A 13,461-nucleotide genomic window follows, 5' to 3' on the forward strand; every position below is an offset into this window, starting at 1 on the left:
CGTGGCGATGATCACCTGGGTGGCCGTCGGCGAATGCGTCGGCCGGCGGCAAATGCGTCCGCTGCCGGACGCGGGCCGGGCGAATGCGCGTCGCCGGAAATGGCGGCGGGGCCCCGCCGATTCCGCAGCGTGACCCCGCCTGAACGCGAGCGTGAACCCGGTGGCCCGGGTCAGCGGTTCTTGTAGGCCTCGACGACCTCGACCGGGATGCGGCCGCGCTCGGAAATCTTGTAGCCGTTCTTGACGGCCCATTCCCGGATGGCGCGGTTCTGCTCGCGGTCCATTCCCGAGCTGCCCGGCGCCCCCGCCCGACGTGGTGCCCGGGCCGCGTCGACGGTGCCGCGACCGATCCGCCGGCCAGCGGCGATGTACGGGTCCAGGGCCTTGCGCAGCACGCCCGCGTTCTCGTCGGAGACGTCGATGGTGTAGGCCACCCCGTCCAGACTGAACTCGACGGTCCGGTCGGCCTTTCCGCCGTCGAGGTCGTCGGTCAGAACCGTGATTACTTTTCTCGCCATCGCCAATTACTCCCTGTGTGGGGCGGGGTGTGGTCAAAGTTTGACGTATCCCGAGGCAATTGCGCAACAATACGCGTCGTTTTCATTTCGGCGGGTCGCGTTATCGCGCGGAAACGGCGAGGACGGCGGGCAAAGCCGCTGGCGTTCAGCCGTCCACCAGACCGGCGTGGCCGGCCAGCGCCGCGGCCTCGGCCCGGCTGGACACCCGCAGCTTGCGCAGCAGCGCCGCCGTCATCCGCTTCACCGTGCGCTCCGACACGTGCATCCGCTCGGCGATCTCCAGGGTGCTGTGCCCGCCGGCGATCGCCCGCAGGAGGCGCTGCTCCTCCGGGTCGAGATCGACCGGGCTCGCGCGGCCGGGCCGCAGCAGCGCCCGCAGCAGCGCCGCCGGCAGCACCGCCCAGCCGTCGAGGACGGCCAGCAGCGGGCGCAGCAGTTCCTCCGGCTCGGCGGTCTTCGGCAGGTACGCCTCGGCGCCCGCCCGCAACGCCTGCAGGGCGGGGCCGGGATCCTCGTCGCCCGACATCGCCACCACCCGCACCCGGGGCGTGGTCCGCCGGATCGCCGCCACCGCCCGGATCCCGCCCGGCGCGGGCATGTGCAGGTCCACCAGCGCCAGGTCGGGCAGGCACCGGCTGACCAGCGAGGCGGCGGCCGAGGCGTCGCCGGTGGACCCCACCACCTCCGCCCGCCCGCCGGTCGAGGCCGGCAGCAGCAGTTCGAGCCCGCGGACGAAGAGCGGGTGGTCGTCCACGAGGGCCAACCGGACGACGGGCGGACCGGGCATGTCTGGTCCCTTCCCGAGCGGGTACCGATCATGCGGCGACGCGCCGAACGAGGGGGGGACGGGCGGATGCGGGGACGGCACGGGTTCCAGGGACCGCTACGAGGGCTCCGACGCGCCGGGCCCGGCCAGGACGCCGCGGACCCCCGCTCGCGCCGGCCGCGCCACCCGGCCCGGGGCTCGCCCACGCCGACCCGGGGCTGCTGCTGCGCGTGCTGTGCCACGAGTTCCGTACGCCCGTCGCCACCCTCGCCTCGCTCACCCGGGCCCTCGCCGACGACGGGTGCCCGCTGACCGGCGAGGACCTGCGGGCCGTCGCCGCGCTCGCCCGCGACCAGGCCGTACACCTGGAGGGCCTGTTGCGGGTCGCGGCGGCCGGCACCCGGGCCCTCACGCCGGCGGGGGAGCCGGCCGACCCGGCCGCGCCGCTGGCGGAGATCCTGCGCGGCGCGGCGGAACTCGTGCCCCGGCACCGGCGACGGATCCGGGTGACCCGGCGGGCCGGCGGCTGCCCGGTGCCCGCGCGCCGGACCCGGCAGGTGCTGACCAACCTGGTCGAGAACGCGCTGCGCCACGGCCCGTCCGAGGGGCGGGTCGGCATCCAGGCCGCGCTGGGCCCGGCCGGCCTGAGCATCCTCGTCACCGACGAGGGGCGGGTCGACTCCGCCCTGGTCGAGGCGCTGCGCCGCCCCGCCCCCGCCGTCGGGATGTCGGGCCTCGGGCTGTGGATCGTCCGGCAGCTCCTCGCCGCCGACGGCGGGCGGCTGCGCCTGCACCGGCTGCGGCCGCGCGGGGTGGCCCTCGAGGCGCTGCTGCCCCCGGCGGCGGCGACAGGTTGACCCCGGCGGGCCACCTGGCACTGCTGCCCCCGGCGACGGCGACAGGTTGACCCCGGCGGGCCACCGGTTGGCCCGGCGGGGCCGCCGGTCCCGGGAACCCCCTCGGCGACAGCCACACCGCACCGAGGAGGACAGGTGTTCAGCCACATCAAGGACCTGCAGTTCGAAGCCAAGCCCGACGGCCCCGACGCCGCGTTCGCCCGGCGGCTCCAGGAGATCCTGGGCGGCAAGTGGGGCGAGATGACCGTCGCCAACCAGTACCTCTACCAGGGCTGGAACTGCCGACTGCCCGGCAAGTACAAGGACCTCTTCCTCGACGTCGGCACCGAGGAGATGGGCCACGTCGAGATGATCGCCACGATGATCACCCGGCTGCTGGAGAACGCCCCGCTGACGCTGCAGGAGGCGGCCGACGACAACCCGATGGTCGGGGCGGTCTACGGCGGCTCGAACCCGGCGCACTTCATCCACGGCGGCGGCGGGGCGCTGCCGGTGGACAGCGCCGGCGTGCCGTGGAACGGCAACTTCATCACCGCCAGCGGCAACCTGATGGCCGACTTCCAGCTCAACGTCACCGCCGAGGCGCAGGGCCGGCTCCAGGTGGCCCGGCTGTTCAACATGACCGACGACCCCGGGGTCAAGAACATGCTGCGCTTCCTGCTCGCCCGCGACACCATGCACCAGAACATGTGGATGGCGGCGATCGAGCAGCTCAAGGAGGACGGCCTCGAGGAGATGCCGGTGCCCGACGCGTTCCCGGACTCCAAGGAGTTCACCGAGAAGTTCAGCTACACGTACCTGGACTTCTCGCCGGGCACCGACGCGTCGGAGGGGCGCTGGGCGTCCGGGCCGGCGCCCGACGGCAAGGGCGAGTTCCGCTACGACCACAGCCCCCGGGCCCACGCGCCCGAGCCGGTCCTGCCGCCCGGCGACCCGCGCCTCTACGGCACCAACCCGGGCCTCGCCAAGGGCGCCGTCAACAAGGTCAAGAGCAAGCTCACCTGACGCCGTCGCGCCGGGGGCGTCCGCACGCGGCGGACGGCCCCGGCGACGCCCGTACCGAAGGAGGTGTGCCGTGACCGAACTCGTGCTCCGCCCGCTCGCGGACGCGTTCATGCAGGTGGGTGTCTACGTCGCCGTCATGGTGGCGCTCTTCGGCTGGCTGCGCTGGCGCTACGGCGACCGGGTCACCGACGGGCTGACCAACCGGCCCCGGCTCGGCCCGCTGGTCGGGGCGCTGCTGGGCGTCAGCCCCGGCTGCGGCGGGGCCATCGTCCTGATGCCGCTCTACGCCCGGGGGAAGGTCTCCTTCGGCACCGTGATCGCCGCCCTCGCCGCCACCATGGGCGACTCGTCCTGGGTCGTGCTCGCCTGGAACCCGCTGTTCGCGCTCCAGATCCACGCGCTGCTCTTCGCGGTCGGGCTGGTGACCGGGTACGTCGTGGACGCGCTCGGCATCGACCCGGCCCGCGCGGCCGGCCGGCGCGCCGCCGTGCCCACCGCCGCCGTGTCGACCGTCCCCGCCGCGCCGACCGCCCCCGCCGTGCCGACCGCCGCCGTCCCCGTGCCGACCGCCGTCGCCGCCGTACCGGCCGGGCCTGTGCCGACCGGACCCTCGGCCGGGCTGGCCGCAGCCGGCGGGCCGGACCTCGCCCGCGCGCGGCGGCTCGGCGGCGGGCTGCCCCGGGTGCCCGCGTCCACGGCGTTCTGGGGGCTGACCACCCCGGCGTTCGCGGTGTCGGTGCCGGTGGTCTTCCAGCTGGTCGACCCGGCCGCGCTGACCCGCTCCCTCGGCGGCGTCGATCCCTACCTGGCGCTGGGGGTGCTCGGCTCGCTCACCGCCGCGCTGATCTTCGCCGGCGGGCGGGGGAAGCTGGCCGACGACAGCCTGGAGACCGCGCAGCCCCGTTCGTTGCGGGAGACGCTGCGGCACAGCGCCCACGAGGCGTCCTTCGTCACCGTCTGGGTCGCCGTGGCGTACCTGGGCTGGCAGGTGGTGACCACGACGACCGGGTTCGACGGCTCGCAGCTCGCGATCACCGGCCTCGTCGGCGTGCTCGTCGGCGCGGGGATCGGCCTCATCCCCGGCTGCGCCGTGCAGATCGTCTTCACCGGCCTGTACGTCAGCGGCGGGCTGCCGCTGCCCACGCTGGTCGCCAACGCGATCAGCCAGGACGGCGACGCCCTGATCCCGCTCGCCGCGCTGCGCCGGCACTCGGCGGCGCTGGCCACCGTCATCACCACCGTCCCCGCGGCGGCCGTCGGTGCCGCCCTGCTCGTCCTGCTCTGACCCGACCGGAGGGAGAACACCATGTCCGTGGCCGTCCCGTTGCCCCGCGTCCGGCGCAAGCTCGCCGCCTTCGTGGTGCTCACCGGCGTCGCGGCGGCCGCCGGGCTGCCCGGCTGGACGGTCGCCGCGCTGGCGCTGACCAGCCTGGCGATCCCGCTCGCCGTGGCGGTCGCCGGCGGCGGCGCCCTGGTGCGTGACCTGCTGTTCCCGTCGCGCGCCCCGGCACGAGACAGTGGTCTGGGTCACACCACGGAACAAGGGGAACGTTTTGTTACTTGAGTTGGACACGCTCAACTCAACGCGATAGCAGGTGTTCGATGGCTACTCTTCCGGTACTTCCCCTGACCGACGCCGTGCTGCTGCCCGGCATGGTCATCCCGGTGACCCTCGACCCGACCACCCAGGCCGCCGTCGACGCGGCCCGCGCCACCGGCGAGGGCAAGCTGCTCGCCGTGCCCCGCCTCGACGGCGAGTACGGCCCCGTCGGCGCGGTCGCCACCATCGAGAAGGTCGGCCGGCTGCCCAGCGGCGAACCGGCCGCCGTCGTCCGCGGCCTGTCCCGGGCCCGGATCGGCTCCGGCGTGCCCGGCCCGGGCGCCGCCCTCTGGGTCGAGGCGACCGAACTCGACGAACCCGCCCCCGCCGGCCGCGCCCGCGAACTCGCCCGCGAGTACCGCGCCCTCATGACGTCCGTGCTCCAGCAGCGCGGCGCCTGGCAGGTCATCGACGCGATCGAGCGGATGACCGACCTCTCCGAGCTGGCCGACTCGGCCGGCTACGTCTCCTGGCTCAGCCTCGCCCAGAAGACCGAGCTGCTCGCCGCGCCGGACGTCACCGCCCGGCTGGAGCTGCTCGTCGGCTGGGTGCGGGACCACCTGGCCGAGCAGGAGGTCGCCGAGCAGATCAGCACCGACGTCCGCGAGGGGCTGGAGAAGTCCCAGCGGGAGTTCCTGCTGCGCCAGCAGCTCGCCGCCATCCGCAAGGAACTCGGCGAGGACGAGCCGGACGGCTCCGCCGACTACCGGGCCCGCGTCGAGGCCGCCGAGCTGCCCGAGAAGGTACGCGAGGCGGCGCTGCGCGAGGTCGGCAAGCTGGAGCGGGCCAGCGACGCCTCGCCGGAGGCGGGCTGGATCCGTACCTGGCTCGACACGGTGCTGGAGATGCCGTGGAGCACGCGTACCGAGGACAACACCGACCTGGCCGCGGCCCGCGCGGTGCTCGACGCCGACCACGCCGGCCTGGCCGACGTCAAGGACCGCATCCTGGAGTACCTCGCCGTGCGCAACCGCCGCGCCGAGCGCAACCTCGGCGTCGTCGGCGGCCGCGGCTCCGGCGCCGTGCTCGCCCTCGCCGGCCCGCCCGGCGTCGGCAAGACCAGCCTCGGTGAGTCGGTCGCCCGGGCGCTCGGCCGCAACTTCGTGCGGGTCTCCCTCGGCGGCGTCCGCGACGAGGCCGAGATCCGCGGCCACCGGCGCACCTACGTCGGCGCGCTGCCCGGCCGCATCGTGCGGGCCCTGCGCGAGGCCGGCTCGATGAACCCGGTCGTGCTGCTCGACGAGGTCGACAAGCTGGCCGCCGGCTACTCCGGCGACCCGGCCGCCGCCCTGCTGGAGGTGCTCGACCCGGCGCAGAACCACACCTTCCGCGACCACTACCTGGAGGTCGACCTCGACCTGTCCGACGTGCTCTTCCTGGCCACCGCCAACGTGGTGGAGGCGATCCCCGGCCCGCTGCTGGACCGGATGGAACTGGTCACCCTGGACGGGTACACCGAGGAGGAGAAGGTCGCCATCGCCCGGGACCACCTGCTGCCCCGGCAGCGGGAGCGGGCCGGGCTGACCGCCGACGAGGTGACCGTGGCCGACGACGCGCTCGCCCGGATCGCCGGCGAGTACACCCGGGAGGCCGGCGTGCGGCAGCTCGAACGGGCGCTCGCGAAGATCCTGCGCAAGGTCGCGGTGGCCCTGGCCACCGACCCGGCGCCGGTCGGCGTCGACACCGGCAACCTCGCCACCTACCTCGGGCGGCCGAAGTTCACCCCCGAGTCGGCGGAGCGTACGGCCGTGCCCGGCGTCGCCACCGGCCTGGCCGTCACCGGCGCCGGCGGCGACGTGCTCTTCATCGAGGCGACCAGCATGGAGGGCGAGCCGGGGCTGACGCTGACCGGCCAGCTCGGTGACGTGATGAAGGAGTCGGCGCACATCGCGCTGTCGTACCTGCGCTCCAACGGGCGCCGGCTCGGGCTGGACCCCAACGCCCTCGCCGGGCGGCGGATCCACCTGCACGTGCCGGCGGGCGCGGTGCCCAAGGACGGCCCCAGCGCCGGCATCACCATGGTCACCGCCCTCGCCTCGCTGGCCAGCGGCCGGCCGGTGCGCCCCGAGTTCGGGATGACCGGCGAGGTGACCCTCTCGGGCCGGGTGCTGCCCATCGGCGGGGTCAAGCAGAAGCTGCTCGCCGCCCACCGGGCCGGCCTGACCGAGGTGATCATCCCGGCCCGCAACGAGCCGGACCTCGACGACCTGCCCGCCGAGGTCCGCGACGCGCTGACCGTGCACACCCTCGCCGACGTCGCCGACGTGCTCGCCCTGGCGCTGCGCCCGGCCGACGTCGACACCCAGCCGCTGGACGGCCCGGCGCTCGCCGCGGCCTGAGACGGAAGGGGCCCCTGCCGACGCCATCCGCGTCGCAGGGGCCCCGCCTCGCGGGTGCCCGGCCTCGGCGAGGGGGCAGAGTGGCCCGCGCGGACCCAGTCGAGCTGAGTCGTTCGCGACGTCAGCTCGGAAGGGCGCGCCGGGTCCACCCGCCGCGCCGCGCCGCCTCGTCCGTTCCGCGCCGGCTCAGCGGCGGTCGCGGCGGTCGAAGTCGCGGTCGCGGCGCTCGCGCCGGTCGGCCCCGTCGAAGCGGCGCTCGCCGCCCCCGTCGCCGTCACGATCCCGGCGTACGGTCGCCTTGCGGCCCTTGATGGTGCTGCCGCGCAGCCCCGCGATCACCTCGTCGGCAACGGAGTGGGGCACCTCCACCAGCGAGAACCGGTCGGCGATCTCGATCGACCCGATGTCCCGGCCGCTGACGCCGGTCTCGCCGGTGATCGCGCCCACCAGGTCCTGCGGGCGCACCCCGGCCCGCCGGCCCAGCCCGATGAAGACCTGGGTGGTGCCGCCGGTACGCGGGCGGGCGCCGCCGCGCCGCTCGCCCCGGCCGCCGCTCTCCGGCCGGCCCTCGCGCGGGCCCCGGACCGGGACCTGCGGGATCTCCTCCTCGTCGTCGGAGCCCGGCGAGGTCGCCTCGTGCGCCAGCTTCACCGCTGCGAGCGCCACCTCCACCAGGTCGAACTCGTCGGTCAGCGACTCGACGATCGCCCGGTACGGGTCGAGGTCGTCCTCCAGCAGGCTCTCCCGCAGCGCGCCCTGGGTCAGCTCCAGCCGCCGGGTGCGCATGTCCGCCACCGTCGGGATCTTGTCGATGGTGATCCGCTGCCCGGTGACCCGCTCGATGGTCTTGAGCATCCGGTGCTCGCGCGGCTCCGCGAGGGTGATCGCCACGCCCTCCCGCCCGGCCCGACCCACCCGGCCGATGCGGTGCACGTACGACTCGGGGGCCGACGGGACGTCGTAGTTGACCACGTGGGTGAGCTGCTCGACGTCCAGCCCACGGGCGGCCACGTCGGTGGCCACCAGCAGGTCGGCGGTGCCCGTGCGCAGCCGGCCCATCACCCGGTCGCGCTGCTCCTGGCTCATCCCGCCGTGCAGCGCCTCGGCCCGGTAGCCCCGGCCGTTCATGGTCTCGGTGAGCCGGTCGACCTCCTCCCGGCTGCGGCAGAAGACGATCGCCGCGGTGGGCGACTCGACGTCCAGCACCCGGCCCAGCGCCGCCGGCTTGTGCCCCCGGGCGACGATGTACGCGCTCTGCCGCACCCGGGGCGCCTCGCCGGCCACCGGCTGCTCACGGGCGATGAGGATGCGCACCGGGTCGGTCAGGTGCTTGCGCGCCAGCCCGTCGATGCGCGCCGGCATCGTCGCCGAGAACAGCACCGTCTGCCGCTGCTCCGGCGTGTGCTCCAGGATCGCCTCGATGTCCTCGGCGAAACCCATGTCGAGCATCTCGTCGGCCTCGTCCAGCACCACCGTGGCCAGCGAGCCCAGGTTCAGCGTCCCCCGGGCGATGTGGTCCAGCGCGCGGCCCGGCGTGGCCACCACGACGTCCACGCCCGCGTCCAGCGCGCGCAGCTGCCGGCCGATCGGCTGCCCGCCGTAGATCGGCAGCACCCGCGCGCCGAGGTCCTTGCCGTAGCGGTGGAACGCCTCCGACACCTGCACCGCGAGCTCACGGGTCGGCACCAGCACCAGCGCCACCGGGTCGCCGGGCCGGTCGTCGGGCATCCGCTGCAACAGCGGCAGGGCGAAGGCGGCCGTCTTGCCCGTGCCGGTCGCCGCCTGGCCGAGCAAATCCCGGCCGGCCAGCAGGGGCGGGATCGCCTCCCGCTGGATCGGCGTGGGCTCCTCGTAGCCGAGGGCGGACAGCGCGCCCAGCAGCTCGGCGCGCAGCCCGAGGTCCGCGAAGGCGGTCGCCTCGTCGGGGGCGTCCGGGGAGGGGTCGGTCGGTGGGTCGTGCCGTACGGGTGCGGAACTCATACGGCAAGCTTTTCATCACCGCCGGCCGGCGATTTCGCCGACCGGCACAACAGCCCGCCCGGAGGGGTCGCCGCCCCGTGCCGGCGACCCCTCCGGGCGGAGGTCATCGGGCCAGCAGGGCCAGCACGACGGCGAGCGCGACGCCCGTGTCGAAGACCGCGCACAGCTCCGCGTAGCCGCGCGGGACGACCCGGTTCGCGCGGTGGTGCGCCACGTCCCAGGCCGCGTGGCCGAGCCAGCCGGCGGCCACCAGCCAGCCGGCCAGCTCACCGTCGACCGTCAGGGCGGCCAGGACCAGCGCCGACCAGGCGACCAGCCCGGCCAGCTGGAGGGCGAGCATCCGACGCCCGCCCAACTGCCCGCGTACCGCGCCGATGACCAGGTACGCCACCGGCAGCACCAGCAGGATCGGCGCGGGGAGAACCGCCGGGGAGAGGAGCATGTCCAGCGTCATCAGCAGCGCGAGCCCGGTCGGCCAGCGCCGCGCCAGCGCCGCGACCAGCCGGTGACGCGGCACGGCGGGGGCGTCGGCCGGGTGCCGGGCGTACTCGTCGCGCCGGCGCAGCGCCGCGAGCACCATCGCCGGCAGCATCAGCAGGTGCCCGCCGACGAGCAGGGCGTCCGCGCCGATCAGCCCGGCCCCGAAGGGTACGAGCAGCAGCAGGATCGGCAGGTACATCGCCGCCGTCATCTCGCCGACGGCGGGCCAGGAGTGCCGCCGGTACCGCATCCACACCGCCATGCCGACGCTCATCTCCGTCGCCATCAGCAGCGCCCCGACGTCGGCCCGGTCGAGCACGGGGGAGAGGCCCAGCGCGGCGCCCGCGCTCGCCCGCAGCGGCCCGAGCAGCAGCATTCCGGCGATCATCGCCAGGACCATCTCCAGCAGGTGCCGCACCAGTGCGGCGCGCGGCCGGTCGGGACGGGCGTGACCGGCGTGCGGCGCCCCTGCGCTGGTGTTCGTCATCGTCTGCGTCATGCCGTCGAGCCTGCGGCCGGGTCGGCGCGGGCGGCACCCGCGCCGTGTCACCGGTCGACCGTGCGGAACGCCCGGCCGGTCCGTGCGTTCGGCGGTACGGCGGCGTCGGTCCAGGGCCCTACCATTCGGACCGTGGCGTTCGACCCGACGGTGACCGGTGCGGACCGGCGGCTGCGTCGGGCGCGGGCCGGCGCGCTGGTCTCGCTCGCGGTCGGGGTGGCCTCCGCCCTGGCCCTGCCGGCGATCGGGCTGGCCCGCGAGCCGGCCGCCCCGCGGGTGGCGCTCGGCGCGGTGGGGCTCGTCGCCGTCGCCGTGGTGCTGGCCGCCGCCGTCTGGGCGGCGGTCACGCCGGACGTGAGCGACCGGGCCCGCCGCCGGTGCCGGGTGGCGTTCGCCGTGGTGGCGGTGCTGAGCGTGCCGCTGGTGGCGCCGGTCGCGGTCGGCGCGTGGCCCACCTGGGCCTGGCTGGGCGCGTCGCTCGTCGGCGCGGTGCCGCTGGTCGCCCGGTTCCGGGCGGTGCCACCGGTGGCGGCCGCCGTGGTCGCGGTCGCCGCGGTGGTCGCGGCGACGACCGGCACGCCGGTCGCCCGGTCCGTGGTGGTCAGCGGGGGCGTCGGCCTCGGGCTGGCCGCCGTCAACGGGTTCCAGGTGTGGTTCTGGGACATGCTGGTCCAGGCCGGCCGGGGGCAGCTCGCCCAGGCCCGGCTCGCCGCGGCGCAGGAGCGGCTGCGCTTCGCCGGTGACGTGCACGACCTGCTCGGACACCACCTCACCGTCATCGCCCTGAAGGCGGAACTCGCCGCGCGGCTCGCGCCGACCGACGCCGAGCGGGCGGGCCGGGAGGCGGCCGAGGCGCAGCGGCTGGCCGCCACCGCCCTGGCCGAGCTGCGTCGTACGGTGCACGGCTACCGCCGCGTCGACCTGGCCGAGCAGGCCGCCGCCGTCGGGCAGGTGCTGCGCTCCTCCGGGGTGCGGTGCACGGTGGTGTCGCCCGCCGGCGAGCTGCCGGCGGAGGCGGCCGCCCAGCTCGCGGCGGTGCTCCGCGAGGCCGGCACGAACGTGCTGCGGCACAGCCGGGCCGGCTGGTGCCGGATCGAGATCGACCAGGAGGCGGACGTGGCGCGGATGACGGTGACCAACGACGGCGCGGGCGCGGCCACCGCGCCCGACCGGCACAGCCACGGGCTGCGCGGGCTGGCCGAGCGGCTGGCCACCGTCGGCGGGGAGCTGCGCACCCACCGGGAGGACGGGGTCTTCACCGTCGAGGCGATCGTGCCGACGGCCTCATGATCCGCGTCCTGCTCGCCGACGACGAGGAGCTGATCCGGGCCGCCCTCGCCGCCCTGCTCGACCTGGAGGACGACCTGACGGTGGTGGCGCAGGCGGCCGACGGCGCCGCCGCGGTGACCGCCGGCCTGGCCCACCGCCCCGACGTCGCCGTGGTGGACCTGAGCATGCCGGGCCCGGACGGCTTCCAGGTCGCCGCCGAGCTGACCCGGGTGCTGCCCTCCTGCGCGGTGGTGATCCTCACCGGCCAGGGGCGGCCCGCGCACCTGGCCCGGGCGCTCGCCGCCGGCGCGCGGGGCTTCCTGCCGAAGGGCGCGCCCGGCGGGGCGCTCGCCGACGTGATCCGGCGGGTGCACTCCGGCGGCCGGTACGTCGATCCGGCGCTGGCCGCCGACGCGCTGACCATCCCGCCGTGCCCGCTGACGCCCCGGGAACTGGACACGCTGCGGCTGGCCGAGGACGGCGCCCCGGTCGCCCTGATCGCCCGCCGGGCCCACCTGTCCAGCGGCACGGTCCGCAACTATCTCGCCGCGGCGGTGCAGAAGCTGGGCGCGGCCAGCCGGGCCGAGGCGGCCCGGACCGCCCGGGACAACGGCTGGCTCTGACGGGCCGTCCGGCGTCCCGGCCCAGGCTCGGCGGCCGGGCGGGAACCGGCCGGACGACGACGAGGCGGGCCGGACGACGGCTGGGGTGGGCGCGGCCGGCAGGCGGGGTCGGGCCGATAGCCTGGCGGCGTGCGTACGGTCGAACTGCTCTGCTCGCCCGGGCTGGAGGCGGCGGTGCGCGGGGCGTGGACGCGGCTGGCCGAGGCGGGCCTGCCCAGCCTGGCCCGCAACGTCCACCCGACGAACCGGCCGCACCTGACCCTCGCCTCGGTGGACGAGTTCCCGCCCGGCGGGCGGGAGCGGCTGGCCGCCCTGGTCGACGCGGCGGTGCCGCTGCCGGTACGGCTGGACCGGATCGCTGTCCTCGACGGCAGCGCGCCGCTGGTGTGGCTGGTCCGCCCGTCGCCGGAGCTGACGGCACTGCACGCGGCCGTCTGGGACGCGCTCGCCGGCGCGACGGGGCAGAACCCGTGGCACGCGCCGGGCCGTTGGCTGCCGCACCTGAGCCTGGCGCTGCGCTTCCGCGACGCCGACCGCAGGCTCGCCCGGGCGGTGGCCGGCGTCGACCGCCCGACCGGCGCGTTCGTGGCCGGGCGCAGCTACGACGGGCAGAGCCGGACGATCACCCCGCTCGGTGGAAGCGCAGGTAGTCGAACCGTGCGGTGAGCGCCGGCTCGGCGCCGCCGTGCGCGACCAGCCCGATGCGCGGGGTGGTGTCGGCCGGGAAGGTCCACACCCCGCCCCACGTCCAGTTCCGCCCGTCCCGGCTGGAGCCGGCCCGGAACTCGTGCTCGCCGGTGGCCGGGTCGACCCGGTGGGCCAGTCGCAGCCAGGTGGTCGTCGTCGGGGTGCCGACGATGTTGCCGCCGTAGACCGGCTGGCCGGCGAAGGGCAGCTCGTAGCCGTACTCGACCTGCCGGGTGTTCCAGATGGCGACCTGGGCCAGCCGGGCGAAGCGGTCGTCGTCGACGTAGGCGACCAGGCCGGCCTGCTGGTAGTTGCGTACGGTCTCCTCGCCGAGGTCGAGGGTCACCTTCGTCTCGACCACGTAGTCGCCGGTCGGCGCGTCGCGCAGCAGCACGCCGGCGGTGTTGCCGGTGCCGGTCAGGTCGGCGCCCTGCACCGGCCAGCGCAGCGCCCCGCCGGCGACGGTGGCCGCGGCGTCCGGCCGGACCCACCGCCACGCCGGGTCCAGCCCGTCGGTGAACTCGTCGGAGTATGCCGGCAGCAGGCCGCCGGCCCGCGGCTCGGGCGCGGCGTGCCGCACGGGCCGGTGCAGGCGGGCGACGCTGACGTTGTCGAAGCCGGCGTCGCCGCCGGTGGCGGTCAGCGCGATCCGGCCGACGACCGGCCGCTCCAGCCGCAGCGACAGCGTCGCGACCTGGTCGCCGAGCCGCGCGGGGCTCAGCTCGGCCGTGAGCTGGCGGCCGCGTACCTTGACGGCGAGGTTGTGGCCGGCCGCCGCGTCGAAGCCGGCGGGCAGCGGCGCGCTCGCGGTGCGGGCGCCGTCCCGGGCGACCAGCCG

General features: G+C 76.0%; 12 protein-coding genes and 1 pseudogene. 8 read left to right on the forward strand and 5 right to left on the reverse strand.

From position 1 onward, the window contains the following. Nucleotides 1–170: 170 nt before the first annotated feature. Nucleotides 171–518: a histone-like nucleoid-structuring protein Lsr2 gene (locus ACWENR_RS16475; protein WP_452277834.1), complete on the reverse strand. Its 348-nt coding sequence runs from the start codon at nucleotides 516–518 to the stop codon at nucleotides 171–173. 145 nt (nucleotides 519–663) lie between these two features. Then, nucleotides 664–1,305 carry a response regulator transcription factor gene (locus ACWENR_RS16480; RefSeq protein WP_452277835.1) on the reverse strand — a complete coding sequence of 214 codons (642 nt, stop codon included), beginning with the start codon at nucleotides 1,303–1,305 and terminating at the stop codon, nucleotides 664–666. Nucleotides 1,306–1,514: 209 nt separating this feature from the next. Here ACWENR_RS16480 and ACWENR_RS16485 point away from each other — a divergent pair, with 209 nt between their 5' ends. From ACWENR_RS16485 to lon, 5 genes are all read left to right on the forward strand, one after another. Then, nucleotides 1,515–2,141: a sensor histidine kinase gene (locus ACWENR_RS16485; RefSeq protein WP_452277836.1), complete on the forward strand. Its 627-nt coding sequence runs from the start codon at nucleotides 1,515–1,517 to the stop codon at nucleotides 2,139–2,141. Nucleotides 2,142–2,276: 135 nt separating this feature from the next. Further along, nucleotides 2,277–3,146, forward strand: a complete 870-nt coding sequence (locus tag ACWENR_RS16490) for a manganese catalase family protein (RefSeq protein ID WP_452277837.1) — start codon at nucleotides 2,277–2,279, stop codon at nucleotides 3,144–3,146. A gap of 70 nt (nucleotides 3,147–3,216) precedes the next feature. Continuing rightward, nucleotides 3,217–4,431, forward strand: coding sequence for a putative manganese transporter (locus ACWENR_RS16495; RefSeq protein ID WP_452277838.1), 1,215 nt, complete (start codon nucleotides 3,217–3,219; stop codon nucleotides 4,429–4,431). Between the two features lie 21 nt (nucleotides 4,432–4,452). Further along, the gene (locus ACWENR_RS16500) at nucleotides 4,453–4,710 is read left to right on the forward strand and encodes a hypothetical protein (RefSeq protein WP_452277839.1); all 258 of its coding nucleotides are present in this window, start codon (nucleotides 4,453–4,455) and stop codon (nucleotides 4,708–4,710) included. Between the two features lie 38 nt (nucleotides 4,711–4,748). Continuing rightward, nucleotides 4,749–7,085, forward strand: coding sequence for an endopeptidase La (gene lon / locus ACWENR_RS16505; RefSeq protein WP_452277840.1), 2,337 nt, complete (start codon nucleotides 4,749–4,751; stop codon nucleotides 7,083–7,085). Nucleotides 7,086–7,271: 186 nt separating this feature from the next. Here the strand turns inward: lon and ACWENR_RS16510 are convergent, their stop codons facing one another. Together ACWENR_RS16510 and ACWENR_RS16515 are read right to left on the reverse strand one after the other, a co-directional pair. After that, nucleotides 7,272–9,065, reverse strand: a complete 1,794-nt coding sequence (locus ACWENR_RS16510) for a DEAD/DEAH box helicase (RefSeq protein WP_452277841.1) — start codon at nucleotides 9,063–9,065, stop codon at nucleotides 7,272–7,274. Between the two features lie 103 nt (nucleotides 9,066–9,168). Next, nucleotides 9,169–10,044 (reverse strand): hypothetical protein, encoded by an 876-nt coding sequence (locus ACWENR_RS16515; protein WP_452277842.1) that lies wholly within the window; start codon nucleotides 10,042–10,044, stop codon nucleotides 9,169–9,171. A gap of 132 nt (nucleotides 10,045–10,176) precedes the next feature. Here ACWENR_RS16515 and ACWENR_RS16520 point away from each other — a divergent pair, with 132 nt between their 5' ends. The 3 genes from ACWENR_RS16520 to ACWENR_RS16530 all read left to right on the forward strand — a co-directional run bounded on the left by ACWENR_RS16520 (nucleotide 10,177) and on the right by ACWENR_RS16530 (nucleotide 12,602). Further along, nucleotides 10,177–11,334, forward strand: a complete 1,158-nt coding sequence (locus ACWENR_RS16520; protein ID WP_452277843.1) for a sensor histidine kinase — start codon at nucleotides 10,177–10,179, stop codon at nucleotides 11,332–11,334. After that, nucleotides 11,331–11,936: a response regulator gene (locus ACWENR_RS16525; RefSeq protein ID WP_452277844.1), complete on the forward strand. Its 606-nt coding sequence runs from the start codon at nucleotides 11,331–11,333 to the stop codon at nucleotides 11,934–11,936. Before ACWENR_RS16520 ends, ACWENR_RS16525 begins: the two co-directional genes overlap by 4 nt. A gap of 129 nt (nucleotides 11,937–12,065) precedes the next feature. Beyond that, nucleotides 12,066–12,602 carry a 2'-5' RNA ligase family protein gene (locus tag ACWENR_RS16530; protein WP_452277845.1) on the forward strand — a complete coding sequence of 179 codons (537 nt, stop codon included), beginning with the start codon at nucleotides 12,066–12,068 and terminating at the stop codon, nucleotides 12,600–12,602. Here the strand turns inward: ACWENR_RS16530 and ACWENR_RS16535 are convergent. Continuing rightward, nucleotides 12,559–13,461, reverse strand: a pseudogene (locus ACWENR_RS16535) (family 43 glycosylhydrolase); the annotation flags it as partial. The gene ACWENR_RS16530 and the pseudogene ACWENR_RS16535 overlap by 44 nt on opposite strands.

This window comes from Micromonospora sp. NPDC004336, assembly GCF_053602615.1.